The following is a 25,344-nucleotide window of genomic DNA, read 5'->3' as shown; positions in this document are numbered from 1 at the left end:
TGCCGGTTTCCTTGATTTCCCGGTTTACCAACCTGCGCACAGCTGCCACCCATTCGCTTGGTAACGAATTGTGGCGGCTCTTCAAATTAAGGAGCTTTTGCAATGCGCAGCATCAATCCGTACAAAATCTGGCTTTCCCCTCTACGCAATTCCCAATCGCGTAACGCTTCCACCCTGCCCCACAGCCTCTCCACCACCGGAGATGCCCAATGACTGACCACCCAGAACTCAAAACCATCGGCCTAACCCCCGCCCTCTACTGCTCAGACCGCGCGCTATTCCACGTAACCCGCGATGTGCCGCTCGGCGACGCGTTGTCCATGGCTTCTGACTTTCTGTTTCTGGCTAAGGCGCTCACAAAAGAGGCTGCCTACAACAGAGACACTGATACTCACGCCTGGGCTGCGCATTATTTGACGTCGATGGGTAAGGCGGTGGTTGATGATGCGGTGAAGGTGTTGATGCGGGGGCGGGCTTCGACGGTGTCGTCTAAGCGGGCGGCGGAGAAGGCTGAGGAATAGCGGCTGGGGGATGGGGTTGCTTGCGATGGGGTTGTGTCAGTTGGTTTTGGTGTTGGCTGATCTGGCGCTTTCGCGAGCAAGCCCGCTCCCACATTTTGGATTGTGTTTAGCCAGTTGGAGCCCCGAGTTTTCGGGGCTTTTTCGTGTTTGGGTCAGAGGACGTGTTGGGAGATCAGTTTTGAGATTTCTACCATTGATGTTCTGCCGGTGAATTCGAATTTCACTTTGCCTAGTGACGAGAAGTAGATCTCCAGTTCTGAATCCAGGTCGAACGTGCCGGAGGTTTCCACTGAGTACGCGACGATGTTTTTGTACGGCAACGAGGTGAAGTCTTTTTTGCTGCCGGTGATGCCCTGGACGTTGACGGCGATGATGCGTTTGTTGGTGAACACGACGCCGTCGCGCATGGATTTGTAGGAGTCGATGACGTGTTCGCCGTCGAGCAAAAGGTCGGTAACGCGTTGGGCGTATTCTTCGTTTTGCTTGAGTTTGAAGAAGCCCTTGTTGTTGAAGTCGATCATCTGTCCATCCTTCCTTTGAAGAAAAATTCCTGCGGGTTACTTCAGCGCCTTTACGACTCGAATGTCGATGGGAAATCCATCCGCTCCGTTCAATGTCTTCCACCCCACGTACTGAAAAATCCCGTCCTCATCAATATTGTCGCCTCGCTCCACCGTTTCACCGCCCAGCACTGCGACGCGCCTATTGACGGCGCAGTTGCCATCCCAACGATGAGCGATGTAGATCACATAGGGTTTGACGTATTGCGCGGCGCGGAAATGGCTGCCGCAGCCAGCATCGACTTTGATCATCAAGGTCTTCAGATTCGCTTCGCCATCCAATTCAGCGTGCTGGTCGAGAGCCCCGATTTCGCCGACGTCGCTGAAGCCCAGCGAGCGAGCGCGCTTGTATTCCGGGGAGTTCAGGTGATCGGTCTGGGCTTGCCGAAAATGCTGATCCAGCGCCTCGTCGTTTTCTGCACTGCCCTTGGCCGCTATGTCTTTCACTTGGGGGATGATGCTTTCGCAGCGGGCGTAATCGGGGGAGCCGAGGCTTGGCTGGGCGAGGTTCTTGCGATGTACCGTAATGGTTCGCAGATAACTCTCGATACTGGGCACGACATCCTTGGCCGTCTTGCGCCCGTCCTGCACATCGGTCACTGATCGCTGTAATTGCTGGCAATCGGAGAGGTAAGTCTTCCAGGCGTATTCCGGGGATTCTTGCCAGTCCCAGTCGGCAAGTGCTGGGGTCATCACGACGGTGAAAGTGATCGCGCAGAACAGGCGCGTGGCTTGAGCGACAGAGAGCATGTGTAGTCCGTTACGTAGATGAAGAAAGTGGCGCGACGCTACTATTTTGCCGTCTTGCCGTCCACTTACAGCAAAGGGGGGACAGACCCATTCCTGCACACTGTAGTGGGCGGATGTGCGGCGCTTGTGCCACAAATCATTTCAGACAGTGCGCGCCTTCGGCAGTGCTCTTCTAGACTTAACGGGTGGTCGTGGAAAGAACCAAGCACGTCGCTTTTGTACAGTTGAATCAATGCCAGCGTGGCAAGCTGCAATTTATGCCCTGAACAGGTGCGGCAAAGACCGCGCCGGGCCCAACAAGATGCCCAATCAGGGTGCCTGGCCAACGGCCTGAAAATGCCACGATACCGTGACGTGGTGTGAACGCCGCAGCCGACACTTTCGGACAACCGACAACCGCCTGGTTTGTCCGTGACCGTGAGGAATGCTGTATGCCTGATGAGATGTTGCAACTGCCTATGCTTCACAGCTTGCTGGAGCGCCATAAAGGCTCCGCGGGCGCACTGTTGCCGATTCTTCATGAAATTCAGGCGGGCATCGGTTATATCCCCGATGCCGCCATTCCCGAGATTGCCCACGCCCTGAACCAGAGTCAGGCCGAGATTCGTGGGGTGATCAGTTTTTACCATGACTTCCGCACCGCGCCGCCGGCCCGGCATATCCTGCGTCTGTGCCGGGCTGAGTCCTGCAAGAGTCGCGGTGCCGAGCAGCTAGCGGCGCAGTTGCGCGAACGTCTGCAACTGGACGACCACGGCAGCAGTGCCGACGGCAATATCAGTTTGCGTCCGGTGTATTGCCTCGGCGCCTGCGCCTGTTCGCCCGCTCTGGAGCTGGATGGTCAGGTGCATGCGCGGCTCAGTGCCGAGCGTCTGGATGCCCTGCTTGATGCTTGCCGGGAGGACGTATGAGCCTCTATCTATCCTGTGATTCTCTTGCCCGCGCCGTGGGTGCTGATGAGGTGGCGTTGGCCCTTGCCAGTCTGGACCTGCAACGCACCAGTTCCCGTGGCCTGTATTGGCTGGAACCGCTGCTGGAAGTCGACACCCCGCAAGGTCGGATCGGCTTCGGCCCGCTGACCGCTGCCGATGTGCCTTCGGTGCTTGATGCCCTGAAAGGCGAGCCGTCCGCCCATCCGCTGGCCTTGGGTCTGGTGGAAGAATTGCCTTATCTCAAGACCCAACAACGCCTGCTGTTCGCACGCGCCGGTATTACCCGGCCATTGTCGCTGGACGATTACCGGGCCCACGGCGGTTTCGAGGGCTTAAAAAGAGCCGTCGATATTGGCGGCGATGAGACCGCGACTGCGGTGTTCGATTCAGGCCTGCGTGGCCGAGGCGGTGCAGCGTTCCCAGCCGGGATCAAGTGGCGCACGGTGCGCGCCACCCAGGCTGCGCAGAAATACATTGTGTGCAACGCCGACGAAGGCGACTCCGGCACTTTCGCCGATCGCATGCTGATGGAAGGCGATCCTTTCCTGCTGATCGAAGGCATGGCCATTGCCGGCATCACCGTCGGCGCCAGTTACGGCTACATCTATGTGCGCTCGGAATATCCACAGGCCGTGGCGACCCTGCGCGAGGCGCTGGATATCGCCCGGGCCAACGGTTACCTCGGCGCCAATGTCGGCGGCAGCGGCCTGGCTTTCGATATGGAAGTACGGGTCGGGGCCGGCGCCTATATCTGCGGTGAAGAAACCGCGCTGCTGGACTCCCTCGAAGGCAAGCGCGGGATTGTCCGCGCCAAGCCGCCGATCCCGGCTCTGAAGGGTTTGTTCGGTTTGCCAACCCTGGTGCACAACGTGCTGACGCTGGCCTCGGTGCCGCTGATTCTGGCCAAGGGCGCGCAGTTCTATCGCGATTACGGCATGGGCCGTTCTCTGGGCACGATGCCTTTCCAATTGGCAGGCAATATTCGTCACGGCGGTTTGGTGGAGCGAGCCTTTGGCCTGACCCTGCGCGAACTGGTGGAAGACTACGGCGGCGGCACCGCCAGTGGCCGGCCGCTGAAGGCCGCGCAGGTTGGCGGGCCGCTCGGCGCGTGGGTGCCACCTTCGCAATTCGATACGCCGCTGGATTACGAAGCGTTCGCCGGCATCGGTGCGATGCTCGGTCACGGTGGTGTGGTGGTGGCGGACGACACCTTGGACATGGCCCACATGGCGCGCTTCGCCTTGCAGTTCTGCGCCGAGGAATCCTGTGGCAAGTGCACGCCGTGCCGTATCGGTTCGACCCGTGGCGTAGAGGTGATCGACCGTCTGCTGGCCGCGCCTGACCAGAGCGCTCGCGATGAGCAAGTGATCATCCTCAAGGACCTGTGCGACACGATGCAATACGGTTCGCTGTGCGCGTTGGGCGGCATGGCCCCCTTTCCGGTCGTCAGCGCCCTCAAGCACTTCCCCGCCGACTTCGGTCTGCAATCTTCGGAGGCCGACCAATGATCACTCTCTTCGACCCGAACACCGATATCGACCTGGGCACTCCGGCTCGCGAAAGCGACGTGCAGGTGACGCTGAACATCGACGGCCGCAGCATCAGCGTGCCCGAAGGTACTTCGGTGATGCGCGCCGCCGCGTTGCTGGGCACAACCATTCCGAAACTGTGTGCCACCGACAGCCTGGAAGCCTTCGGCTCCTGCCGCATGTGCCTGGTGGAGATCGACGGCATGCGCGGTTACCCGGCGTCCTGCACCACGCCGGTTACTGAAGGCATGAGCGTCCACACGCAGACGCCAAAGCTCGCGACGTTGCGCCGGAATGTTATGGAGTTGTACATATCCGATCACCCGCTGGACTGCCTGACCTGTTCGGCCAACGGCAACTGCGAACTGCAAACCGTCGCCGGCCAAGTCGGCCTGCGGGAAGTGCGTTACGGCTATGAAGGTGAGAACCATCTGGCCGACGTCAAGGACACGTCCAACCCTTACTTCGACTATGACCCGAGCAAGTGCATCGTCTGCAACCGCTGCGTGCGCGCCTGCGAAGAAACCCAGGGTACCTTTGCCCTGACCATCACCGGGCGCGGGTTTGAATCCAGGGTTGCGGCCGCCGGGGGCGATAACTTCCTAGATTCGGAATGCGTGTCCTGCGGCGCCTGTGTGCAAGCCTGCCCGACCGCGACTCTGATGGAAAAAAGCGTGGTCGAACTCGGCCAGCCCGAACGCAGCGTGATCACCACTTGTGCCTATTGCGGTGTGGGCTGCTCGTTCCGCGCCGAGATGAAGGGCGACAAACTGGTGCGCATGGTTCCGGACAAGAACGGTCAGGCCAACCATGGTCATTCCTGCGTCAAAGGACGCTTTGCCTGGGGCTACGCGACCCACCCGGATCGCATCACCAAACCGATGATCCGCAGCCACATCAACGATCCGTGGCAGGAAGTCAGCTGGGATGAAGCGGTGACCTACGCCGCCAGCGAATTCCGCCGCTTGCAGCAAAAATACGGCCGCGACTCCATTGGTGGCATCACCTCCAGCCGCTGCACCAACGAAGAAACCTATCTGGTGCAAAAACTGGTGCGCGCCGCGTTCGGCAACAACAACGTCGACACCTGCGCGCGGGTCTGCCACTCGCCGACCGGCTATGGCCTGAAACAAACCCTGGGCGAATCGGCCGGCACTCAGAGCTTCGACTCGGTGATGCAGGCCGACGTGATTCTGGTGATGGGCGCCAACCCCAGCGACGCCCACCCGGTGTTCGCTTCCCAGCTCAAACGCCGTCTGCGTGAAGGTGCGCGACTGATCGTCATCGATCCGCGACGCATTGATCTGGTGGACTCGGCGCATGCCCGCGCCGAACTGCACTTGGCCCTGCGCCCGGGCACCAACGTCGCCATGCTTAACGCCCTGGCCCACGTCATCGTCACCGAGGGTCTGCTTGACCAGGCCTTTATCGACGCCCGTTGCGAGGGCAGCGATTTTGCCCGCTGGAGCGAGTTGGTCAGCCGCGCGGAAAACTCGCCGGAAGTCCTTGGCGAGATCTGCGGCGTAGCCCCGGCCGACATCCGTGCCGCCGCCCGTTTGTATGCCACCGGCGGCAACGCAGCGATCTACTACGGCCTGGGCGTCACCGAGCACAGCCAGGGCAGCACGGCGGTCATGGGCATCGCCAACCTGGCCATGGCCACGGGCAACATCGGCCGCGAAGGCGTGGGCGTGAACCCGCTGCGTGGGCAGAACAACGTTCAGGGCTCCTGCGACATGGGCTCCTTCCCCCACGAGTTGCCCGGCTACCGGCACATCTCCAACGAGGTGGTTCGGGCGCAGTTCGAACAGGCCTGGAACGTGACCCTGCAACCCGATCCGGGCCTGCGCATTCCCAACATGTTCGAGGCCGCCCTTAGCGGCAGCTTTAAGGGCCTGTATTGCCAGGGCGAAGACATTGCCCAGAGCGACCCTAATACCCAACACGTGACCGCGGCGCTGTCGGCCATGGAATGCATCGTGGTGCAGGATATTTTCCTCAACGAAACCGCCAAGTTCGCCCACGTGTTCCTGCCGGGCAGCTCGTTCCTGGAAAAAGACGGCACCTTCACCAACGCCGAGCGACGCATTTCGCGCGTGCGCAAAGTCATGGAACCGCTGGGCGGCAAGGCCGACTGGGAAGGCACGGTGGCCCTGGCCAACGCGCTGGGTTACACGATGAGCTACAAGCACCCGTCAGACATCATGGATGAAATCGCCAGCCTGACGCCAACCTTCACCAACGTCAGCTACGCCTCCCTGGATCGCCACGGCAGCCTGCAATGGCCGTGCAACGCGGCGGCACCGGACGGCACACCGACCATGCACATCGAAGAATTCGTGCGCGGCAAAGGCCGTTTCATGCTCACCGGTTATGTGCCCACCGAGGAAAAGGTCAACAATCGCTACCCGCTTCTGCTGACCACCGGGCGCATTCTCAGCCAGTACAACGTCGGCGCCCAGACCCGGCGTACCGAGAACGTCGCCTGGCACGACGAAGACCGCCTGGAAATCCACCCGACCGACGCGGAGAGCCGTGGCATCAACGAAGGTGACTGGGTCGGCATCGGCAGCCGCGCCGGCCAAACTGTCCTGCGCGCGCGGGTCACCGAACGGGTCGCCCCAGGCGTGGTGTACACCACCTTCCACTTCCCGGAATCGGGGGCCAACGTGATCACCACCGACAACTCCGACTGGGCCACCAACTGTCCGGAGTACAAGGTCACCGCCGTGGAAGTCAGTCGCGTCTACCACCCTTCCGAATGGCAAAAACGCTATCAGGCCTTCAGCGACGAACAGGACCGTCTGCTTAAAGACCGCCGCCATGCAAGTGATGGCAAAGCCGAGGTACGCCGATGAGCACTGACAACCTGATCAAAATGGTCAACCAGATCGCCCAATACTTCGCCAGTGAACCTGACCAGAAACAGGCGGTGCTCGGCGTGCGTAATCATCTGCAAATGTACTGGACGCCCGGCATGCGCAAGGAATTGCTGGCCTGGCAGACGGAGCATCATGGGGCCGACTTGCACCCGCTGGCGCAGGCGGCGGTCAGCGGGGCGGGCTGGGAGGCTTAGGTTCGTTTGATTCCTTGGAGTCAGCCCCGAGCTTTCGGGGCTTTCCATCATTTCAAACTAGAACTCGACCCGCTGATAAGCCCCTTCAGCGCCCACATTGTGGCCAAAACCGCACGACTCACCCGCCGTGCGATTTACCGTGAGCACATCCTTTTTAATGGCGAAGTCATATTCACAGTCGCCATCATCCCCGCTCATGGCGTAATGCGCCTTGCCGTTATCAAAGGCTAATACCGTTGAAAACTCACCGAGATTGGGACCGTAATACATCGCCATCAAGCCCGCGTAATAACCCTCGAAATCAACTTGGTACTTCTGGCCTTTTGGCTTGATCGTCATGGAATTCCATAACGCAGCCCCGGCATATTGCCAATACTGCCCTTGCGGTTTATTCGACTGTTTCTCAAGGGCGTTTTTGATGTCACCACTGATCTTGCCAAGGTTAAACATCGACTTTTTGTCGTTCGGTAGAATGCTCAACCACGCCCGGGCCTTCAGGTAATTGCCTTCGTGGATGTAAGTAAGTGCCACGTTGTTGTAGGCCATCGCGACTTTATCTTCGTCCAACTGACAGCTTTCAGACCAGCCGGCTTGCTGCTGATATTGTTCTCGAGCCTTGGCATATTGCTTGAGCTTGTAATACTTCCCGCCCTCGGCGGAATACTCGCTGATCTTGAGGCAATTGGCAGTCGCTTGTTCCTCGGTAATATCCGCTTGCGCAAACAACGGTGTGATGAGCAGCAGTAGGATCGCTTCAATTTGTATGAAGCGGCGCCAATTAAAGTCCATATTAGTTCTCTGTTTGAACGTAGACCGTAAGTACTGATCGCAGTAACAAACGGGATTATCTATTGGTCTGGCCGCTGAGCGGCCAGGTACTGATGTCAATGCCGCGAATCTATCCGCGCCACTAGATTCTCTCGGTGCACCTTAATTTCCCCCGTCACATCCGGCCCCTCGTACACCATCGAGGTTTCATAGTTGGCCCAGCGACCACGGTTCGCACTAAACCAGTTAAATGACCCCATACACAGCAACTCATCATCGGCCATGACGATTTTGCTATGCACACGGGCCACTACATGGGATTCGATACGCTGACCTCGCAGGGCTTCAATCGCATGCTTGAGTTCATCTCTTCTTGCTTGAGTGTCTGGCGACTGTTCTGGAATATTGAAATCCCTGTCGGTATAAACACGCACTTTGACGCCGCGCTCAACCGCCGCGCTCATAGCATCCCATGCGCCGATTTCGTGGATCCGCTTCAATTTTATCCATGGCGAAACGATGTGTACCTCACGGATTGCTGTGGCCAAGGTTTTCAACAAGAAGTCGTCGTGAGCATCCGCGTCTATCAGATGGCTAAGGGTTGACCGGGGAGACTCCAGGTCTTTGCGCGGCAGGTATTCGAAAGCCATCTCACTCGCAGAATCGCGCAGCAAGTAATCGGCGAGCAGGGCACGAGGTTTACCTGTCGGCACCATTCCGAACAGGTCCATGTCGCCGAAAACCAGGAAGCTATCCTTGGCCCGGGATACCGCTACGTTGAGCATGCTCGGTCGACGATCAATGAAGCCACCATCGGCGTGCTTGGAATACACCGCAGAAAAGATCACCACCGGCCGCGCCGCCCCCTGAAAGGAATGAACGGTGCCGATGGTCAGTTCGCCTTCGCCTTTGCCAGTCTTGATGCCTCTCGCGGCGCATGCATCGGCGATGGCTTGGGATTGCGCGCCGAAGGGTGTGATCACGCCCACGATCTTCCACAACTCCCGACCGTAGCACTCTTCCAGTTGCTCGCGGTGAGCAGTAATCCACGCAGCGATTGTTTCAGCTTCGAGGCGGTTCACGCGACTGCGGCCGTTCTGCTGTCGGCACAGACCATCGACATGAAGATAACCCAAGCCGGGCAACAGGCCGCCTTGAGGTTTAGAGCCGCGCTTGGGTACCAACTTACCCTGGTAACACAAGGTGTTGCAGTAATCGACGATCGAGTCATAACAACGACGATGTTCGTACAGGAACATGCCCCGGTCCATGTCGGGGTCGTACCAATAACGACTGGCATTCTGGGCAATTTGCATCACGCTGCCCGACGCAGCACTCACGCCGGTGATGCAAAGTTTTCCATACGCTTCATCGACACCGACACGAGGCAGCAGATAAGCACCCAACAGGTTACCGATATCAACCGAGGTAGGGATCGACCAAATGGGTTCGATTTGCAACCTATCTCCGATGACCAAGGCTTTCTTGCCCAGGGCAAAAGAGGCACCTGCAACCTCAGGCAGTACCTGGCCGGCTTCGTCGACGATCAATAGATCGATGAGGTTGTACATGTAGTCATCAATCAGGCCTGCGCCGTTGTGCTTGCTGCCCTTCATATGGGCGGGCAGCATGAAGAAAGTCGACACGACGCACGGAGTCAACTTCATCCACCGATACCATTTTTTTTCCAGGGCCTTGCGACCGTTCTTGCTTTGATCCTTGATGATTTTCGGCAATGTTTGCTCAACTTCGAGCAACCAGCGCCCTTCCCAGTAATGCGTGCTCAACAGGAAGATGGGAAAGCGAATCCGCGTGTCGGCCAGCGGATCGCAATCGTTCAAGCTCATGTCATCGGTAACAACATCGGGAGCCAGTTCCAGCGGCGCCAATGCAGATCGCCAATTCGTCAGGCAGCCCTGCCGCGCTAGCAGCAAGTCTTTTGTGGCGTTGATTTTCGACTCAAGTGCGCTGATCTCGGCGCTTGTCTTGGCACGCCAAGCGGCTAATGCGTCGCTGATTGCCGGCACATTGGCTAATGCGAGCAGTTGGGCCAATTGAGCTTCGTTCAACAACGGTTCCGATGCCTGTAAAGCATGATGGCTCTGTTCAAGGTGAAGCCGTGCGCGAAGCAAGCGCTTTTCTTGAACAGGTGCAATCCAGGCGAAGATCACGTACCACAGAGACTCTTTGGCGAGATATTCCCGAAACGAATTCTCCAGCGCTTTTTGTTGGGCGCTTTTAGCCTTGAGTTTCTGCACGTCTTGCTGCGCAGCCGTGATACCGGCATCAGGATCATCGCCCCACACTGCCACAAGTGCCTGGCATGCGTTTGTCAGGGCCTGCCATGAGCCTTCGATATTGTGCAACTCATTGGCACGAGCTTGCAGCGTATGACGCAACTGTCCAACAACGCCTTCCACGGTGAGCGACGGCAAGGAGGGGAAGGCCGCTGATGCTTTGCTCAACCACACGTCTTTTGCCTGTTCCAGATAACTGGCAGATTCGGTGTCGGTAAAGAAGCTTTGGCACTGATATTTGCGCGTCGTTTCCGGGTCTGCAAATTTGCTCGGAAAATAAGCCCCAAAACTATTGATTTCCGGCAACCAGCGTCCGGCAAATGGCCCGCTGCCAGAGGCGAAATCGGTGGCGAAAGCATCGAGAATGTTGGTCACCGCCTGGTTGTTGGTAGAGCTGGCGACAATCACCGGAGGCTCTGCCCCTGCCAGCGCAGCCTTGGCCCACAACGAAGCCACAACCGATAGCAGCAAGGTTGTCTTGCCCGTACCAGGCGGCCCGTTCACCCCTAGAATGTCTCCGTCTTTGGAGGCCAGGAAATGTGCCAGGGCATCACGTTGCTCACTGGCCAACGCATACTCATCGCTGGCATGGCCCAGGCGTGTGGCGAAACCGGCGTTCGGAGGCAAGCAGGGTTCAGGATCGTGCGTTTCCTGACTGGCGTAGCGTTCAAAGAGTGCGCTTTGAGGGGCCGTGTCACGCAGGTGATCATATAAACGCACAATGTGCTGACTGACACCGGATACCTTTTCTTCTTTGAACAGGCACCATTCATTCGATCGTTCGTAACCGTTATCGCCTTGCAGCCAGCCGGAGCTGACTTCGTCGACAAAACGCTGACAAAACCTCAGATACGTTGCCCACTGTTCGGCGTACTCGTCGGTCGCAGCAGCCTGGCCTTCTTCGGGGGCCTCGAATGCGGGAAGCGTGTTGACCGCCAAAAATCGATCGACGTCCGCAACATCACCCAACGCGAAACAGCCTGATTCAAGAGGCTCCAGGATATCTCGCGGAATAACGGTGTTTTTAGTCGGGAACAGTTGCCCATGACGATTTACCTGCACATGCCCAATCAGTGGCGTAACCAATGCATGCATACCGTTACGGGGTTTTCCGTGCTCCAGTCGGGCCTTGAATACCCAAGGCCGAATGGTGACTTCAAGCGTATGACATTGCCGAGGTTCATCCTTGAACAGCACTTCGACGATTTCGCTTCCCAAGTAACCGACGAGCAAAGCTTCGAGTGGGAGGTGAACATGACCAGCCAAGCCATCGAGTTTCAGACCGCCGCTGCCATTCTCGGCATCGACAAGAGAGTTGCGCCAGTATTTGGCAAATTTAAGAGAGTTTTCGTTCATCGTCCTGATTCAGTCATGTCGTGCACCTGACGCCACTGGGTATGGCCAGGTACTAGCGAAAATGGGCCCATGCGTTCTTTCGCAAGCCCATTGGCTGGGGAATCCATAATGTGGAGGCAGGTTCAGCCCCGCTCAATCAGACCTTGGCAACAACCAACGCAACGGCCTCAACAGTCTCAATCACACTGCCGTCATCAATGAGCAACGCCTGATGGGTCAACGCACTATCGTTGAGCATTCGCAGGGCTTTCTTCTCCTGCAACTTGGCGACCAGGCTTTCGCGATGGGTCAGGGTGTGATTGATGAAGGTCGTACGAGAGAGGATCAAACGGACAGGCGTTGGCAGCATTTCATACGCTTTTTCGACCAACATGATGAAGACCTCATCATCCTTGAGCTTTTCTTCCGTGACGGTCAGCAAGCCATTGACCAAAACGTTTTCGACCTTGCCCCAGTTATTATCCAAAAACTCAGAGGCTTTCGATGTGCCTGCCGAAAAATTGCCGGACACAGTGTCTTTGGCTGCCATTGCTTTGTCGGCGATCCCACCTGAAAGAGTTCGCGCTTTATCCGTAAGAGACTTGAACATCTTCTACTCCATGAAATGTGGATCCATTTATGCGCAGAACCTTAGCAGACGAAGAAGTGATGGCATAGCGCCTTCACCCAGAGTGTAATCGGAGACGATCGGGATGACCTTCGCGTTACCCCACCTGGACCGGCAACACCACCAAAGCCTGCACCCCTCCCCTCGCTCGATTGCGCAGGGTCAATGCCCCGCCATGCTCCAGTACGATGGCCCGCGCCGCCGATAACCCCAGACCAACGCCGCCAGTGCTTTTATTGCGCGACCCTTCCAACCGAAAGAACGGCGCAAACACCTGTTCAAGGCTGGCCTCAGGGATACCCGGCCCACCATCCAGGACTTTGATCCGCACCTGCCCGGCATTCGAGCTCAGTTCAACCGCCGGCTCGCTGCCGTACTTGATCGCGTTATCCAGCAGATTGGTCATCACCCGCTTAAGCCCCAACGGTCGACCGAAATACACCATCCGCTGCGGCCCGGCGAAACCAATTTCAACGCCCTGATCCCGGTAATCATCCAGCAAGGTTTGCAACAGTTCCGCCAGATCAAACGAGGTGGCCGGTTCGAGCCGGGCATCGTCGCGGAAGAACTCCAGCGCGGAGTTGATCATGTCCTGCATTTCATCCACGTCACGAAACAGCCGTTGCTGTTGTTCGGTGTCGTCGATGAATTCGCCACGCAAGCGCATCCGCGTCAGGGGCGCGCGCAGGTCGTGAGAGATGGCAGCGAGCATTTGCGTGCGGTCGCGGATGAAGTGCTGCAACTGCGCCTGCATCGCATTGAACGCGAGGATCGCCTGGCGGATTTCGTGGGGGCCAAGCGGCTCGATGGGCGGTGCGCGGAAGTCGGTGCCGAAGCGGCGGGCGCCTTCGGTGAAGCGTTGCAAAGGGGTCGCGAGGCGGCGGGTGGCGATCAGCGCGACGAGGGCAGTGGAGATCAGCACCAGCAGCAGGACGATCGAATAACGGGGCACATCGTCGAGCCCCCAACTGCGCGAGGGCGCGGAGAACATCAGCCATGACCCGTCCGGCAGTTCGATCAGCAGCGCGTAGCGCGCGTCCGCCTGGTGCTCCGGCCAGTCGGCCGGCTGATAGACCTCGATCCGCCGACTGGCGGATTTAAGCAACGGCCGCAAAACCATCGAGCCGGTTTCAAACCTTGGATCTGCCACCGCTGGCAGATTGAGGTCGTGACGATCAAGGTGCCAACTGGCGGTGAAACCTTCATCGCTGACGGCTTGCGCCAATTGCTTGCGCAGTGGCACCGGGGCGGCGTCGATGAGGCGGGTGATGGCCGCGATTTTTTCCAGCAAACCGATTTCGGTCAGCGGCGGACGCGCCCACACACCCGCCAGTTGGATAAACAACCCGTTGAGCGCCAGCGAAATGAGCATGGCCAGGATAATCGTCAACGCGATCCAGCGCGCCACCGTGTCTTGCGGCCAGTTTCGGGCGCGCACCCGCTGCAGCCAGCTCATCGCCGGGTCACGCTGGGCGTGAACAGGTAACCGCCATTGCGCACGGTGCGGATCATTGCCGGCCGCTTGGTATCGGATTCGAGCTTGCGCCGCAGGCGGCTGACCTGAACGTCGATGCTGCGATCAAACGCCTCGTGACTGTGCCCACGCGCCAGGTCCAGCAACTGCTCGCGGGTGAGGATGCGTTGCGGGTGTTCGACAAACACCAGCAGCAAGTCGAACTCGCCGGCCGACAGCGGGATCATCACGTTGTCCGGCGAGCGCAGTTCACGGCGTGTGACGTCCAGGTGCCAGTCGGCGAAATCGATCAGTGGCCGTGGCCGCTCTTGCAACACCGGGCGCCGCTCATCCACGCGGCGCAACACGGCGCGCACCCTGGCCAGCAGCTCGCGGGCGTCGAAGGGTTTGGTCAGATAATCATCGGCGCCGAGCTCGAGCCCTACCACCCGATCACTGAGTTCGCCCATGGCCGTCAGCATGATCACCGGCATGGCGTGGCGAATGCGCAGTTGCTGGCACAGGATCAGCCCGCTGTCGCCCGGCAACATCACATCAAGAATGATCAGATCCGGCGGCTGTCGCTCGATGGCCGCCCACAACGACGCGCCGTCGGTGGCGACCTCGACGCTGTAGCCGTGTTGCATGAAGAATTTTTTCAGCAGATCGAGGACCTCTAGGTCATCGTCCACGATTAAAAGGCTGTTCACCGAAGGTCACTTAAGGGCCGAATGGAACCGCCATCTAAAACCATTCACGGCAGCCCGTCATATATTTCAATCGTGCAATAAAGCGTCACCGGCGCAATAAGCCAGACATCTTTGTGCAAGGCGTGGGGCTCAGCATCTCGGCGAATTCCTCCCGAGACTTGCATCCATGTTGCCTTTCAAGTGTGCTCCCTGGCTGGCCCGCAACACCTCGATTGCCGTACTGGCCGCAGGGCTGTCGGGTTGCAGCAGCCAACCGCCGTCCACCACCGTGACCTGTGCCGAAATCAACTATTCGGTGTACGACCCGGCGGAACCGCTCAATCGCGGCGTCTTCGCCTTCAACCGGGTGCTCGACGACTACGCACTCGCGCCGGTCGCTCGCGGCTACCGCTACTCGCCGGATTTTTTCCAGGCAGGTGTGCATAACTTTGTAGCGAACTTTGGCGAGCCCAAGGTCTTTATCAATGACCTGCTGCAAGGCAACCCGATGCGCTCGGTCAATACCCTGGGGCGTTTCGCGCTCAACACCACCGTCGGAGTGGTGGGTTTGATCGACGTCTCCGGCATGGCCGGCATCCCGCGTCACAACGCGGACTTCGGCCAGACCTTCGGCGTGTGGGGCATCGGCAATGGCCCGATCGTCGAACTGCCGTTGCTGGGCACCTCCAACAGCCGCGACGCGGCGGGACGTGTGCTGAGTTTTGTGGTCGACCCATTTGGCAGCAACAGCGATACCGTGGACACGCTCGCCACTCTCAACCTGGTCGGCGGCATCGTCGATGGTCGGGCCGAAGCGTTACCACTGACCGACAGCCTGCAAAAACTGCCGGATTACTACAGTGCCTTGCGCAATGTGGTTGCCGAGCATCGCGCCGCTTACGTGGCCGATGGCAAACAAGGCTCGCCGCACACGAGCAAGCCACAATGCACGGGAGCACCCGCCGATGGCTTCTGAAAATAGAGGTTTGATTCTGCAGCAACGGCTGATCCGCCACGACCCGGCCAATCTGCACTGCCGGGAAATCACCCTGCGCCTGTCAGCAGACTGCCGCCAGTTGGTGCTCAGCCGCTACACCGAGCATTACGGCCCGGCGCTGGTGCGCTGGATCGAACGCAGTCACACGGTGTCGGTGACCGACCTGTTTCGCTGGCTCGTGGCCAATGGCGAGGCGGACGTTATGAAAATTGGTACACAGCCGCTGCCGTGATGGTTGGCATCCGGCCAGTTGCGATTCATTGACATCAGCTGCGCTATTATTCCGCGACTCTTTGTAGCCAGAACCCGGATATTCATGTCTTTGCCGCTGCCTGACGCTCATCAATCCTTGCCCCCGGTGTTGATCGGGCCGCTCTTACGGCGCCTGGAGCCTACGCGGCTGGTGCTGTGGTTGGTGGGGTCGCGAGCACTGTCGCTGACGTTGCGCCTGCAAGGTGTCGGCGACATTCGTCTGGACGCCGGGCAATGCGTGGTTGTCCCGGTTGGCACCCATGCTTTTGTGCACTTGATCGATGTGCCGCTGGACACCGCCCTGCCCTGCGACACCCTGATCAACTACGACCTGTTGATTGATAACAAGGGCATCGCCGACTGGGCACCTCATCTGCGGTACGGTAACGCCGCGTCTCCAAACTTCGTGTTGCGCTCAACAATCGATCAACTGCTGCACGGTTCCTGCCGTAAGCCTCATCACCCGGCGGCGGACGGTTTGCTGTGTGTCGATCGTCTGTTGGCGGCTGAACATGTAGCGACAGAGCGCCCGGCCCTGTTGATGATGAGCGGCGACCAGGTCTACGCCGACGACGTCGCTGGGCCGATGCTGCGGGCCATTCATGCCTTGATCCAGCGGCTGGGGTTGTTCGACGAACACCTCGAAGGCGCCGTGGTCAGCGACAGCGCCAGGCTCTACGAGCACCCGGCCAGTTACTACCATCGTGCGGATTTGTTACCGGCGCTTGAGAGCAACGAAACCCTGCGCGAGCGATTTTTCGGCGGCGCCCGTAAGCCGATTTTCACCAGCAGCAGCGCCGACAATCACCTGGTGACCTTTGCTGAAGTCATGGCCATGTACCTGCTGGTCTGGTCGCCGACGCCCTGGACGTTGATCGATCCGAAGCCGCCAGCACTGACGGCCGAAAGACTTGAACGTTATGCCCTTGAACAGACCCGTATCGACGCCTTCAAGGCTGGCCTGTGCGGCGTTGGCCGGGCGATGGCGCACCTGCCGTGCCTGATGATTTTCGATGACCACGATGTCACCGATGACTGGAATCTTTCCGCGCAATGGGAGGAAACGGCCTACGGGCATCCGTTCTCCAAGCGCATCATCGGGAACGCGCTACTCGCCTATCTGTTGTGCCAGGGTTGGGGCAACAATCCGGATGCGTTCGCAGGCGTGTTAGAGAAAACCCGTCTGTTGAGCAGCACCAGCCAATACCTCGACAGCGCCATCCAGGATGACCTGATCGACGAATTGCTGAGCTTCCAGAACTGGCATTACGTGTTGCCGACCACTCCCGCCCTGGTGGTGCTGGATACTCGTACTCGGCGCTGGCGCAGCGAGATGAACCTCAAGCAACCCTCGGGTCTGCTGGACTGGGAAGCCCTCAGCGAGTTGCAACAGGACCTGTTGGATCACCCATCGGCAATCATCGTTTCGCCAGCGCCGATCTTCGGCGTCAAACTGATCGAGACCGTACAAAAAGTGTTCAGTTGGTGCGGTTATCCTCTGCTGGTAGACGCCGAAAACTGGATGGCCCATCGCGGCGCGGCCCAGGTCATCCTGAACATTTTCCGACACTCGCGCACACCCGGTAACTACGTGGTGCTGTCGGGTGATGTGCATTATTCCTTCGTCTACGAAGTCCTGATCCGACACCGCAAGGCCGGCCCGCGCATCTGGCAGATCACCAGCAGCGGGATCAAAAACGAATTCCCGCGAGCCCTGCTCGAATGGTTCGACCGCCTCAACCGCTGGCTCTACTCGCCACGTTCGCCGCTTAACTGGTTGACCAAACGTCGACGCATGCGCATCGTCCCGCACATACCCGAACACGCTGAAGCGGGCGAGCGGTTATGGAACTCGGCGGGGATTGGCCAGGTGCTGTTTAATGAAAAAGGCCAGCCGCGGGAGATCTATCAGCACAATGCCGATGGTTCGCCGCGCACGCGCATGGTTGCGCCTGAATAGCCGCCCATAGGACCCCAGGCTATTTAGTGGCAGACGCCATCAATACGCCGAAACCAAAGAAAGTCATGCCGGACAGTTTTCCGGCAATCCTGGCGCCGCGCGCAGTGGAGAGCCAGCCACGCGCGCCATTGGCCATGAGTGCGTAACCGCTATGGACCAACACCACCAGCAGGCTGTAAGAAGACACCAACAAAAAGAACTGAGCGTAATAGTTTCCGGTCGGTTTGATGAACTGAGGAAACACCGCCAGAAAAAAGAAGCCGGCCTTGGGGTTCAGTAATTGAATCGACAAGGCTTCGACAAACCGGCGCCATGGACGAGAGGACGTAACGCTGAGTTCGGGGATAAAACGCTGGGTTCGCCACATCTTGATCCCCAGGTACAACAGGTACAGCGCGCCCGCATACTTCAACACTGTGAAAGCCGTTGCAGACGTCGCGAGAATCAGTCCTGCACCGCTGGCTGAAATCCCGGCAACGATAAACGCCCCCAAGGCGATACCACAAATGCCCGGCAGCGAGCCCGCCCAGCCATGACGCAACGCATTGGAAATCGTCAACACCACACCGGGGCCGGGGCTTAGTACGGTTAACGTGGCAAGTATCAAAAACAGTCCGTAACTGGCCATGCTTGGCTCCTGATCCGCAATCCTCTGAACGGCTGCAGATTGGCGGGACGAAACAAGCCTGACAAACGCTTTAATTGCGCCTCATATGTGACTAAATTAGACACATGATCGCCAACCTTCCCCCACTCAATGCCGTTCGCGCCTTTGCCGCCGCCGCTCGCCATGAGAGCTTCAGCCGCGCAGCCGAAGAGCTGCATGTCAGCCACAGTGCCGTCAGCCGCCACGTCAAGTTGCTTGAAGAGCATTTGGGTGTGTTGTTGTTTGAACGCCGAACCCGGCAATCATTGCTGACGCCCGCCGGTCAGGCGTTCTACGAGCAAGTCAGCCTGGCGCTGGCTCAGATCGCCAATGCGGCGACGAACCTGAAAAATGCACGGGGGGTGCGCAAGGTAAAAATCAATGTGCGCCCCTCCTTCGCGGTGCGCTGGCTGATCCCACGGTTGCCTGCGTTCATGGCGCTGCATCCCGATATTCAGCCTGAGGTTGTCACCAGCACCTTGTCCCCGGATCAGACCCGAGAACGCTTCGACGTGGTCATCCGGCGAGGTGAAACCGATTGGGCTAACAACATCCAGCCGCAGGTCCTTCTGGACGACGACATTATTCTGGTGGCGACCCCTTCGCTGATTCAAAACACACCGCTGAACAGCCCTGGAGACCTGCTTGAGCACACGTTGTTGACCGGCCGTACTCGCAGTCTGGACTGGCAGAACTGGGCCAGACACGCGGGCATTGCCATACGGCGCCATCAACCGGTGCTGAAGTTCGATCACATGCACCTGGTACTTCAAGCTGCCGTTGATGGGCTCGGCGTTGCGCTGTGCCCGACCTCTCTGTTGGGAAAGGACTTGGCCACCGGGCGCCTGATATGCCCTTTTCCCGAACTGCGGCTGCCATTGACCCGCTATTACTACGGCGTCTCACAGGACGCCGGGCGCGACGCGCAGGTCTTTATTGACTGGATGTTCTCCAGGATCCAACAGGATGTCGCGGATAACGGCCCAAAATTGCCATTGCAGTAAACGGCTTTATGAGTAGGAACAAACATCACAGCATGAACCTCACCCGAACCCTGATCATCGGCAACTCTGGCTCAGGCAAAAGTTGGCTGGCCCAGCGACTGGCCGAACAGCAGCACGTGCAGTGGACTGATCTTGACTTGATTCACTGGGTTTCAGACGAACACAGCATCGCCCGCCCTCGCGCCGAAGCCTTGGGCATGGCGCGAGTGGCTGCCAGTGAAGAGGCTTGGGTGATTGAGGGCGTTTACGGCTGGATCGTCAGCGAACTCCTGCCTCAAGCGACTGCGCTGATCTGGCTGAATCTGGAAGACGACGATTGCGTGGCCCGGATTCATCAACGAGAGGCGCAACGCGACGCCAACGACGCGTTGCTGATAGCGTTACTGGAATGGGCCGGCAGCTATCATAGTCGCGAAGGGTCCAGCGGATTTTCGGGCCATCTACGGCTGTACGAAGGGTTCGCCGGCTCGAAACTTCAACTGACGGGCCAGGCTGACATCACTGCGTTTATGAGTGCAATGCAACAACCCGACTGACCCCAATCACCCAAGGATGCGTATGTTTGCACGAAGCAAGTTAGTCCCCGAGTTGATGGTCACCGAGCTCCATAAAAGCCTGCACTTCTGGACCTCGCTGATCGGTTTCAACATCGCCTACGAACGCCCGGAAGCTGGCTTCGCCTACCTCGATCAACGTGGCATTCAACTGATGCTTGAGCAATACGACCCAAACGAAGACCAATGGCTTTCCGGTCCGTTGGAAGCACCGTTGGGGCGCGGCATCAATTTTCAGATCACCGTCAATTCAGTCGAACCAATTCTCCAGCGGCTGGCCGAAGTTCAATGGCCGATGTTTCGTCCTTGCGCCGATGTCTGGTATCGCGCGGATGCGGTCGAAGTCGGCCAGCGTGAGTTTCTGGTTCAGGATCCGGACGGATACTTGGTCCGGTTGGTGGAAAGTCTTGGGGAACGACCATGTTTGAACACATAGATCTCCACTATCTGCTGGCCACTTACGGCTATTGGGCAGTGTTCTTCGGCTGTTTGCTGGAGGGCGAAACCATCCTGATTCTGGGTGGCATGGCGGCTCATCAACACTTGCTACACCTGTGGCCGGTGATTGGCTGGGCCAGCCTGGGCGGGATGTTGGGCGATCAGTTGCTGTTCTGGAGCGGACGTTATTTCGGCGGACGACTGTTGCCGCGCCTGAAGCGCCAACAAGCGTCGATTGATCGAGTGACAGGGTTGATCGCGCGTTACCCGTCGACCTCGGTGTTTGCCGTGCGTTTTCTCTATGGCATGCGGCTGGTCGGGCCGATGGTCATTGGAGCCAGTGGCCTGTCGCCGTTGCGGTTCACGCTGTTGAATGCGGTGGGCGCCGTGGTCTGGGCCACCGTGTTCGCCAGCGCTGGATACTGGGCCGGCGAAGCGCTGCACAGTATGTTGGGCAATCTGAAACCCTATCGCCTGCCGATTGCACTGGGGGTTGTGGTGTTGGCGATGGTGATTGCGCTGGTTCGGCATTGGCGCAAGAAGGTCAAAGAGCGTCGCGTTTTGTGAGTCGCTCCAAAGACATTAGGGGCGACCACATGACTATCGGAATGGGATTACAGCGGTTGCGGAAACGTCTCGAAGAACCTTCGGCGATACTCAGTACAAGCGTGGATGCATCGTCTGCGTAACGACCACTCGTAGGTATCGCCTTGTCATCCTGTACTCATTTTTGTACGTTCTTTGCATTGAGCGAGGACTACACCATGCAAACAATCAACTACACCACCGCGCGTGCACATCTGGCCGAAACCATGGATCGGGTCAACGAAGACCGTGCGCCATTGTTGGTGACCCGGCAGAAGGGTGAACCCGTGGTGATGATGTCTTTGGCGGAGTACAACGCGCTAGAAGAGACCGCATATTTGCTCCGTTCCCCAGCCAATGCTGAACGCTTGATCAAATCGATCAGCAACCTGCGGGCAGGGAAAACCAAAGCCAGGCAACTCATCGAAGAATGAATATCGAGTCCACTCCTGAAGGTTGGGACGACTATCTGTGGTTCCAGCAAAACGATAAGGCCGGGCTCAAACGGATCAACTTGTTGATCAAAGCGATTCAGCGTGAGCCTTTCAACGGACCCGGTAAGCCGGAGCCTCTCAAACACAATCTGAGTGGTTTCTGGTCCCGCCGGATTACAGCTGAGCATCGCTTGGTCTATGCGATTGACGATGACACGGTTCAAATCGTGATGTGCAGATACCACTACTGAATATAGATTCAGACCGATATCAGCGCCCGGCAAACCCCTCTAACAATCATCTCCACTTCCCGCTCATCAATCGTCAGCGGTGGCAGCAGGCGAATGGTTTTGCCGCGGGTCACGTTGATCAGCAGGCCATGATCCCGTGCGGCGATCAGGGTCAGGTCGCGGATCGGTTGGGCGAGTTCGATGCCGATCATCAAGCCTTGGCCGCGGATCGCCAGGACGTTCGGGTCATCGGCCAGTTCGACGCGTAATCTGGCGAGCAGGCGTTCGCCTTGCAACCGGGCATTCTCTAACAGACCTTGTTCTTCGATGATGTCCAGCACAGTGCAACCGACCCGGCAGGCCAGTGGGTTACCGCCGAACGTGCTGCCATGGCTGCCGGGGGTGAACAGGTCCGCCGCTCGGCCCCGAGCAAGACAGGCGCCAATGGGTACGCCGTTACCCAGGCCTTTGGCCAAGGTCATGACGTCCGGGACAATGCCTTCGTGTTGGAACGCGAACCATTGGCCGGTGCGGCCGATGCCGGTCTGGATTTCGTCGAGCATCAACAGCCACGAGCGCCGGTTGCAGAGTTCGCGCACAGCCTTGAGGTAACCGGGCGGCGCCAGTTGCACACCGCTTTCGCCCTGGATCGGCTCCATCAGGATGGCCACGATCCTTGGGCCGTGGGCCTGTTGCACTTTGTCCAAAGCGTTGAGGTCGCCGAACGGCACTTTGACGAAATCCCCCGGCAGTTCATTGAAACCCAGGCGTACCGCCGGGCCGTCGCTGGCGGATAAAGTGCCGAGGGTCCGGCCGTGGAAGGCGTTCTCCATGACCACCACCAGCGGCTGCTCGATGCCTTTGTGCCAGCCGTAAAGCCGTGCGAGTTTCAGCGCCGTCTCGTTGGCTTCGGCACCCGAGTTATTGAAAAACGCCCGCTCCATGCCCGATAGCCGAGTCAGTTTTTCCGCCAGTCGCTGCTGCCAGTCGATGCTGTAAAGGTTCGAGGTGTGCAACAGCAACCCGGCCTGTTCGCTGATGGCCGAGACGATTTTTGGATGAGAGTGACCAACGTTGGTCACCGCTACGCCCGCCACTGCGTCCAGATACTCGCGACCGGCCTGATCCCACAGGCGCGTGCCCAGGCCTTTGATGAAACTCAGGGCCAGCGGTTGGTAAGTGGTCATCAGGCAGGCGGTGGTCATGGCATCAAGCTCCAGCAATGGTCGGTGTTTTTGCAGTATGGTTAGCCACCTGAGCTGGATAAACGCTGCAATACTTTAATCATTTAAAAGCTGAGCTTGATAATGGATCTGTTCCAGGCAATGACCGTTTACGTCCGCGTGGTGGAAACCGGCAGCATGACCGCCGCCGCATTGCAGTGCGAAATGTCCACGACCATGGTTGGCAATCACCTGCGCGCCCTGGAGCAACGTCTCGGCGTGCGTCTGCTCAACCGTACGACCCGGCGCCAGCGCTTGACGGAGTTTGGCACCGCGTATTATCAGCGCTGCCTCGAAGTGCTGGGGCTGGTGGCCGACTCTGAACGCCTGGCGGAACAAACCCTCGACGAGCCGAGCGGCACGCTGCGCATCACCGCGCCGCTGACCTTTGGCACTGAGCGGCTCGCGCCCGCACTCAGCGAATTCGCTTTGCGCTGCCCGCAGGTCAAGCTCGACGTGGTGCTCACCAACGGCCGCCCGGATCTGCTGGAGAACGGCTTCGATGCAGCCATTCGCCTGGGCGCAATCGAGCCGTCCAACATGATTGCCCGCCCCCTCATCGACTACACCCTGACGATGTGCGCCTCCAAGGAGTACCTCGCGCGTCGGGGCACACCGCAAAAACCCGAAGATCTGCAACACCACGACTGCCTGGCCTTTGCCTATCCGGCCGGAGATGACTGGCACTCGGTGGAAAAACAGTGGCGACTGACCGGCCCCGAAGGCGAGGTCCTTGTGGCGGTCAGCGGCCCGATGCTGATCAACAGCTCGGCGGGCCTGCATCAAGCGGCGCGAACCGGCATGGGCATCGTGATGGTCCCCGACGCACTGGTGGAGCAAGACCTGAAGGACGGAAAACTGGTGGCCTTGATGCAGGACTACCAACTGCCGAGCCGGCCAATGCATCTGGTCTACGCCCAGGATCGCTACCGGTTGCCAAAACTGCGCAGCTTCGTCGACTTCGCCATGCAGATGTGGGGCAAGTACTAGCGGCGCCGATGTGCCATGGACTACTCTGCTCGGCGGGCAAAAGACATCGATATAAGGGCGGCAAGGAGAGCGGTGATGGGCGACGCATCGAATATCGAATCGTTGAAGTTCAATCTGTCGGACTTCAACGAAGACATGCTGCACACCATTATGGAACTGGTCAGCGATGGCATCTGGGACTGGAACGCCAACACCGGTTTCGTCTATCGCAATCCCGGGTGGTACGAGATGCTCGGCTACGCGCCGCACTCCCTCGACAACACGGTGCTGACTTGGGAAACCGTGATGCACCCCGACGATTATTCGCGGGTCATGGCCTCGTTCGACGACTACCTGAGTCAGCGCACGCCCGGCTATCAGGCCGAGTATCGCTGCCGCATGCAGGATGGTTCCTACATCTGGATCGAAGATCGCGGCTACATCCTGGCCCGCAATGCCGATGGCTCGGTGGCGCGGATGGTCGGGGCGCACCGCAGCATCGAAGACAAGAAGCGCCTGCTCGAAGAACTGGAGCGACGCAATCACTCCCTCGAAGCCCTCGTCGAAGAACGCACCCGTGAGCTGTCCCGGGTCAATCAACAGCTGCAAATCCAACTCGAAGAAAACCGCAAACTGGCAGAAACCGATGCACTGACTTCGGTTGCCAATCGCTATCGCCTGGAAAAAGCCCTGCCTCAGGAGTGCGACCGCGCCCAGCGCTTCCGCCTACCGCTGTCGCTGATCGCCATGGACATCGACGATTTCAAAACCATCAACGATCACTACGGCCACGCGTTGGGCGATGCGGCGTTGGTGCATGTGGTCGAGTGCCTGAAAAGCTGTGTACGCGAAGGCGATATTCTGGCCCGCTGGGGCGGCGACGAATTCATCATGATCCTGCCCAATACTCTGCTGGCCGATGCCCGTGAGGTCGCTGAAAAAATCCGTTTGGGCCTGGCGAGCCTGCTGCCGGTCGGGGACTTTCAGGTGACCATGAGTTTTGGCGTGGCTCAGCGCTTTGACGAGGAACAACAGACCGGACTGCTGGCCAGGGCCGATCAGGCGCTGTATCGGTCCAAGGTGATGGGCAAGAATGTGATTTCAGGATGACGACTGCCTGGCATGTCCGCGATGTAAAGCCTTCGCAAATCGAATCCGTCTGGTTGTTTCTTGGAGACAATGGCTGGGGCCACCGCACCGGTTCAGCCGAGTATTTCGCGCAACTGATCACCCACTCCCAACGCACGGCCGTTGCCATGAAGGGTTCGCAGATCGTCGGATTTGCGCGAGGCATTACCGATGGGTTGTCCAACGGTTATCTGTCGATGGTGGTCGTGTGTGGGCAGCATCGACGTGAAGGTGTTGGCCGCGCGCTGGTTGAGCATGTCATGGGTGAAAACCGCGACATCACTTGGGTGCTGCGTGCAGGCCGGGAAGGTGCTTCGGAGTTTTTCTCCAGTCTGGGTTTTGAGACATCGACCATTGCCATGGAGCGTTCGCGTAGCAAGTAACTCAAC

The 25,344-nt window shown here is 58.7% G+C and carries 26 protein-coding genes; 17 read left to right on the top strand and 9 right to left on the bottom strand.

Annotated features, from left to right (window positions below):
• Positions 1-209 precede the first annotated feature (209 nt).
• Positions 210-521: a DUF3077 domain-containing protein gene (locus AC1MEW_RS09200; protein WP_480426145.1), complete on the top strand. Its 312-nt coding sequence runs from the start codon at positions 210-212 to the stop codon at positions 519-521.
• 152 nt (positions 522-673) lie between these two features.
• On the opposite strand, the gene AC1MEW_RS09195 is transcribed toward AC1MEW_RS09200, so the two are convergent.
• Both AC1MEW_RS09195 and AC1MEW_RS09190 read right to left on the bottom strand, forming a co-directional pair.
• Positions 674-1,042: a PH domain-containing protein gene (locus tag AC1MEW_RS09195; protein ID WP_480426144.1), complete on the bottom strand. Its 369-nt coding sequence runs from the start codon at positions 1,040-1,042 to the stop codon at positions 674-676.
• A gap of 36 nt (positions 1,043-1,078) precedes the next feature.
• On the bottom strand, positions 1,079-1,831 hold the full coding sequence (locus AC1MEW_RS09190) for a hypothetical protein (protein ID WP_480426143.1): 753 nt from the start codon (positions 1,829-1,831) through the stop codon (positions 1,079-1,081).
• Between the two features lie 431 nt (positions 1,832-2,262).
• Between AC1MEW_RS09190 and AC1MEW_RS09185 the strand changes: the two genes are divergently transcribed.
• Genes AC1MEW_RS09185 through AC1MEW_RS09170 form a run of 4 tightly spaced genes read left to right on the top strand, consistent with a single transcriptional unit; the run spans position 2,263 to position 7,365 of the window.
• Positions 2,263-2,739, top strand: coding sequence for a formate dehydrogenase subunit gamma (locus tag AC1MEW_RS09185; protein WP_322269572.1), 477 nt, complete (start codon positions 2,263-2,265; stop codon positions 2,737-2,739).
• Positions 2,736-4,268, top strand: a complete 1,533-nt coding sequence (locus AC1MEW_RS09180; protein ID WP_480426142.1) for a formate dehydrogenase beta subunit — start codon at positions 2,736-2,738, stop codon at positions 4,266-4,268. The genes AC1MEW_RS09185 and AC1MEW_RS09180 overlap by 4 nt, the downstream gene beginning before the upstream one ends.
• On the top strand, positions 4,265-7,147 hold the full coding sequence (gene fdhF, locus AC1MEW_RS09175) for a formate dehydrogenase subunit alpha (protein ID WP_480426141.1): 2,883 nt from the start codon (positions 4,265-4,267) through the stop codon (positions 7,145-7,147). Before AC1MEW_RS09180 ends, fdhF begins: the two co-directional genes overlap by 4 nt.
• A complete protein-coding gene (locus AC1MEW_RS09170) occupies positions 7,144-7,365 on the top strand; it encodes a formate dehydrogenase subunit delta (RefSeq protein ID WP_322269576.1) in 222 nt (73 codons plus the stop codon). The genes fdhF and AC1MEW_RS09170 overlap by 4 nt, the downstream gene beginning before the upstream one ends.
• Positions 7,366-7,422: 57 nt before the next feature.
• Here AC1MEW_RS09170 and AC1MEW_RS09165 read toward each other — a convergent pair whose 3' ends face one another.
• The 5 genes from AC1MEW_RS09165 to AC1MEW_RS09145 all read right to left on the bottom strand — a co-directional run bounded on the left by AC1MEW_RS09165 (position 7,423) and on the right by AC1MEW_RS09145 (position 14,556).
• Positions 7,423-8,154, bottom strand: coding sequence for a tetratricopeptide repeat protein (locus tag AC1MEW_RS09165; RefSeq protein ID WP_480426140.1), 732 nt, complete (start codon positions 8,152-8,154; stop codon positions 7,423-7,425).
• A gap of 95 nt (positions 8,155-8,249) precedes the next feature.
• Positions 8,250-11,786: an AAA domain-containing protein gene (locus AC1MEW_RS09160; protein ID WP_480426139.1), complete on the bottom strand. Its 3,537-nt coding sequence runs from the start codon at positions 11,784-11,786 to the stop codon at positions 8,250-8,252.
• A 136-nt stretch (positions 11,787-11,922) separates the two neighbouring features.
• Positions 11,923-12,375 carry a hypothetical protein gene (locus tag AC1MEW_RS09155; protein WP_480426138.1) on the bottom strand — a complete coding sequence of 151 codons (453 nt, stop codon included), beginning with the start codon at positions 12,373-12,375 and terminating at the stop codon, positions 11,923-11,925.
• A 115-nt stretch (positions 12,376-12,490) separates the two neighbouring features.
• A complete protein-coding gene (locus tag AC1MEW_RS09150) occupies positions 12,491-13,849 on the bottom strand; it encodes a sensor histidine kinase (protein ID WP_480426137.1) in 1,359 nt (452 codons plus the stop codon).
• On the bottom strand, positions 13,846-14,556 hold the full coding sequence (locus AC1MEW_RS09145) for a response regulator (protein ID WP_480426136.1): 711 nt from the start codon (positions 14,554-14,556) through the stop codon (positions 13,846-13,848). Before AC1MEW_RS09145 ends, AC1MEW_RS09150 begins: the two co-directional genes overlap by 4 nt.
• Positions 14,557-14,722: 166 nt before the next feature.
• Here AC1MEW_RS09145 and AC1MEW_RS09140 point away from each other — a divergent pair, with 166 nt between their 5' ends.
• The 3 genes from AC1MEW_RS09140 (at position 14,723) to AC1MEW_RS09130 (ending at position 17,744) form a co-directional block, all read left to right on the top strand.
• The gene (locus AC1MEW_RS09140; RefSeq protein ID WP_480426135.1) at positions 14,723-15,511 is read left to right on the top strand and encodes an MlaA family lipoprotein; all 789 of its coding nucleotides are present in this window, start codon (positions 14,723-14,725) and stop codon (positions 15,509-15,511) included.
• Positions 15,501-15,764, top strand: a complete 264-nt coding sequence (locus tag AC1MEW_RS09135; RefSeq protein ID WP_201256300.1) for a hypothetical protein — start codon at positions 15,501-15,503, stop codon at positions 15,762-15,764. The genes AC1MEW_RS09140 and AC1MEW_RS09135 overlap by 11 nt, the downstream gene beginning before the upstream one ends.
• A gap of 84 nt (positions 15,765-15,848) precedes the next feature.
• The gene (locus tag AC1MEW_RS09130; RefSeq protein WP_480426132.1) at positions 15,849-17,744 is read left to right on the top strand and encodes an alkaline phosphatase D family protein; all 1,896 of its coding nucleotides are present in this window, start codon (positions 15,849-15,851) and stop codon (positions 17,742-17,744) included.
• A gap of 19 nt (positions 17,745-17,763) precedes the next feature.
• Here AC1MEW_RS09130 and AC1MEW_RS09125 read toward each other — a convergent pair whose 3' ends face one another.
• Positions 17,764-18,372: a LysE family translocator gene (locus AC1MEW_RS09125; protein ID WP_201256298.1), complete on the bottom strand. Its 609-nt coding sequence runs from the start codon at positions 18,370-18,372 to the stop codon at positions 17,764-17,766.
• A gap of 104 nt (positions 18,373-18,476) precedes the next feature.
• Here AC1MEW_RS09125 and gcvA point away from each other — a divergent pair, with 104 nt between their 5' ends.
• The 6 genes from gcvA (at position 18,477) to AC1MEW_RS09095 (ending at position 21,656) form a co-directional block, all read left to right on the top strand.
• Positions 18,477-19,394 (top strand): transcriptional regulator GcvA, encoded by a 918-nt coding sequence (gcvA, locus tag AC1MEW_RS09120; RefSeq protein WP_201256297.1) that lies wholly within the window; start codon positions 18,477-18,479, stop codon positions 19,392-19,394.
• 32 nt (positions 19,395-19,426) lie between these two features.
• A complete protein-coding gene (locus AC1MEW_RS09115) occupies positions 19,427-19,930 on the top strand; it encodes a P-loop NTPase family protein (RefSeq protein ID WP_242486330.1) in 504 nt (167 codons plus the stop codon).
• Between the two features lie 22 nt (positions 19,931-19,952).
• Positions 19,953-20,384: a bleomycin resistance protein gene (locus AC1MEW_RS09110; protein WP_480426129.1), complete on the top strand. Its 432-nt coding sequence runs from the start codon at positions 19,953-19,955 to the stop codon at positions 20,382-20,384.
• Complete coding sequence (locus AC1MEW_RS09105) at positions 20,369-20,953, top strand: DedA family protein (RefSeq protein WP_201256294.1); 585 nt, start codon at positions 20,369-20,371, stop codon at positions 20,951-20,953. The genes AC1MEW_RS09110 and AC1MEW_RS09105 overlap by 16 nt, the downstream gene beginning before the upstream one ends.
• A gap of 197 nt (positions 20,954-21,150) precedes the next feature.
• Positions 21,151-21,405, top strand: a complete 255-nt coding sequence (locus AC1MEW_RS09100; protein ID WP_090180373.1) for a type II toxin-antitoxin system prevent-host-death family antitoxin — start codon at positions 21,151-21,153, stop codon at positions 21,403-21,405.
• Positions 21,402-21,656, top strand: a complete 255-nt coding sequence (locus AC1MEW_RS09095) for a Txe/YoeB family addiction module toxin (protein ID WP_201256293.1) — start codon at positions 21,402-21,404, stop codon at positions 21,654-21,656. Before AC1MEW_RS09100 ends, AC1MEW_RS09095 begins: the two co-directional genes overlap by 4 nt.
• Before the next feature lie 8 nt (positions 21,657-21,664).
• On the opposite strand, the gene AC1MEW_RS09090 is transcribed toward AC1MEW_RS09095, so the two are convergent.
• Positions 21,665-22,840 carry an aspartate aminotransferase family protein gene (locus AC1MEW_RS09090; protein WP_201256292.1) on the bottom strand — a complete coding sequence of 392 codons (1,176 nt, stop codon included), beginning with the start codon at positions 22,838-22,840 and terminating at the stop codon, positions 21,665-21,667.
• Positions 22,841-22,942: 102 nt separating this feature from the next.
• Between AC1MEW_RS09090 and AC1MEW_RS09085 the strand changes: the two genes are divergently transcribed.
• The 3 genes from AC1MEW_RS09085 to AC1MEW_RS09075 all read left to right on the top strand — a co-directional run bounded on the left by AC1MEW_RS09085 (position 22,943) and on the right by AC1MEW_RS09075 (position 25,338).
• Positions 22,943-23,848, top strand: coding sequence for a LysR family transcriptional regulator (locus AC1MEW_RS09085; RefSeq protein WP_201256291.1), 906 nt, complete (start codon positions 22,943-22,945; stop codon positions 23,846-23,848).
• 75 nt (positions 23,849-23,923) lie between these two features.
• Entirely contained in the window at positions 23,924-24,937 is a 1,014-nt protein-coding gene (locus AC1MEW_RS09080; protein ID WP_201256290.1) for a sensor domain-containing diguanylate cyclase, read from the top strand.
• Positions 24,934-25,338 (top strand): GNAT family N-acetyltransferase, encoded by a 405-nt coding sequence (locus AC1MEW_RS09075; protein WP_201256289.1) that lies wholly within the window; start codon positions 24,934-24,936, stop codon positions 25,336-25,338. The genes AC1MEW_RS09080 and AC1MEW_RS09075 overlap by 4 nt, the downstream gene beginning before the upstream one ends.
• The last annotated feature ends 6 nt before the right edge of the window (positions 25,339-25,344 follow it).

The sequence above is a fragment of the Pseudomonas sp. ASL4 genome, assembly GCF_056680395.1.
This window is presented reverse-complemented; position numbering and strand designations above follow the sequence as displayed.

Excerpts from the sequence above, each read along its gene's own strand:
- AC1MEW_RS09200 (WP_480426145.1), top strand. The coding sequence starts at position 210 with ATGACTGACCACCCAGAACTCAAAACCATCGGCCTAACCCCCGCCCTC.
- AC1MEW_RS09195 (WP_480426144.1), bottom strand. The coding sequence starts at position 1,042 with ATGATCGACTTCAACAACAAGGGCTTCTTCAAACTCAAGCAAAACGAA.
- AC1MEW_RS09190 (WP_480426143.1), bottom strand. The coding sequence starts at position 1,831 with ATGCTCTCTGTCGCTCAAGCCACGCGCCTGTTCTGCGCGATCACTTTC.
- AC1MEW_RS09185 (WP_322269572.1), top strand. The coding sequence starts at position 2,263 with ATGCCTGATGAGATGTTGCAACTGCCTATGCTTCACAGCTTGCTGGAG.
- AC1MEW_RS09180 (WP_480426142.1), top strand. The coding sequence starts at position 2,736 with ATGAGCCTCTATCTATCCTGTGATTCTCTTGCCCGCGCCGTGGGTGCT.
- fdhF (WP_480426141.1), top strand. The coding sequence starts at position 4,265 with ATGATCACTCTCTTCGACCCGAACACCGATATCGACCTGGGCACTCCG.
- AC1MEW_RS09170 (WP_322269576.1), top strand. The coding sequence starts at position 7,144 with ATGAGCACTGACAACCTGATCAAAATGGTCAACCAGATCGCCCAATAC.
- AC1MEW_RS09165 (WP_480426140.1), bottom strand. The coding sequence starts at position 8,154 with ATGGACTTTAATTGGCGCCGCTTCATACAAATTGAAGCGATCCTACTG.
- AC1MEW_RS09160 (WP_480426139.1), bottom strand. The coding sequence starts at position 11,786 with ATGAACGAAAACTCTCTTAAATTTGCCAAATACTGGCGCAACTCTCTT.
- AC1MEW_RS09155 (WP_480426138.1), bottom strand. The coding sequence starts at position 12,375 with ATGTTCAAGTCTCTTACGGATAAAGCGCGAACTCTTTCAGGTGGGATC.
- AC1MEW_RS09150 (WP_480426137.1), bottom strand. The coding sequence starts at position 13,849 with ATGAGCTGGCTGCAGCGGGTGCGCGCCCGAAACTGGCCGCAAGACACG.
- AC1MEW_RS09140 (WP_480426135.1), top strand. The coding sequence starts at position 14,723 with ATGTTGCCTTTCAAGTGTGCTCCCTGGCTGGCCCGCAACACCTCGATT.
- AC1MEW_RS09135 (WP_201256300.1), top strand. The coding sequence starts at position 15,501 with ATGGCTTCTGAAAATAGAGGTTTGATTCTGCAGCAACGGCTGATCCGC.
- AC1MEW_RS09130 (WP_480426132.1), top strand. The coding sequence starts at position 15,849 with ATGTCTTTGCCGCTGCCTGACGCTCATCAATCCTTGCCCCCGGTGTTG.
- AC1MEW_RS09125 (WP_201256298.1), bottom strand. The coding sequence starts at position 18,372 with ATGGCCAGTTACGGACTGTTTTTGATACTTGCCACGTTAACCGTACTA.
- gcvA (WP_201256297.1), top strand. The coding sequence starts at position 18,477 with ATGATCGCCAACCTTCCCCCACTCAATGCCGTTCGCGCCTTTGCCGCC.
- AC1MEW_RS09115 (WP_242486330.1), top strand. The coding sequence starts at position 19,427 with ATGAACCTCACCCGAACCCTGATCATCGGCAACTCTGGCTCAGGCAAA.
- AC1MEW_RS09110 (WP_480426129.1), top strand. The coding sequence starts at position 19,953 with ATGTTTGCACGAAGCAAGTTAGTCCCCGAGTTGATGGTCACCGAGCTC.
- AC1MEW_RS09105 (WP_201256294.1), top strand. The coding sequence starts at position 20,369 with ATGTTTGAACACATAGATCTCCACTATCTGCTGGCCACTTACGGCTAT.
- AC1MEW_RS09100 (WP_090180373.1), top strand. The coding sequence starts at position 21,151 with ATGCAAACAATCAACTACACCACCGCGCGTGCACATCTGGCCGAAACC.
- AC1MEW_RS09095 (WP_201256293.1), top strand. The coding sequence starts at position 21,402 with ATGAATATCGAGTCCACTCCTGAAGGTTGGGACGACTATCTGTGGTTC.
- AC1MEW_RS09090 (WP_201256292.1), bottom strand. The coding sequence starts at position 22,840 with ATGACCACCGCCTGCCTGATGACCACTTACCAACCGCTGGCCCTGAGT.
- AC1MEW_RS09085 (WP_201256291.1), top strand. The coding sequence starts at position 22,943 with ATGGATCTGTTCCAGGCAATGACCGTTTACGTCCGCGTGGTGGAAACC.
- AC1MEW_RS09080 (WP_201256290.1), top strand. The coding sequence starts at position 23,924 with ATGGGCGACGCATCGAATATCGAATCGTTGAAGTTCAATCTGTCGGAC.
- AC1MEW_RS09075 (WP_201256289.1), top strand. The coding sequence starts at position 24,934 with ATGACGACTGCCTGGCATGTCCGCGATGTAAAGCCTTCGCAAATCGAA.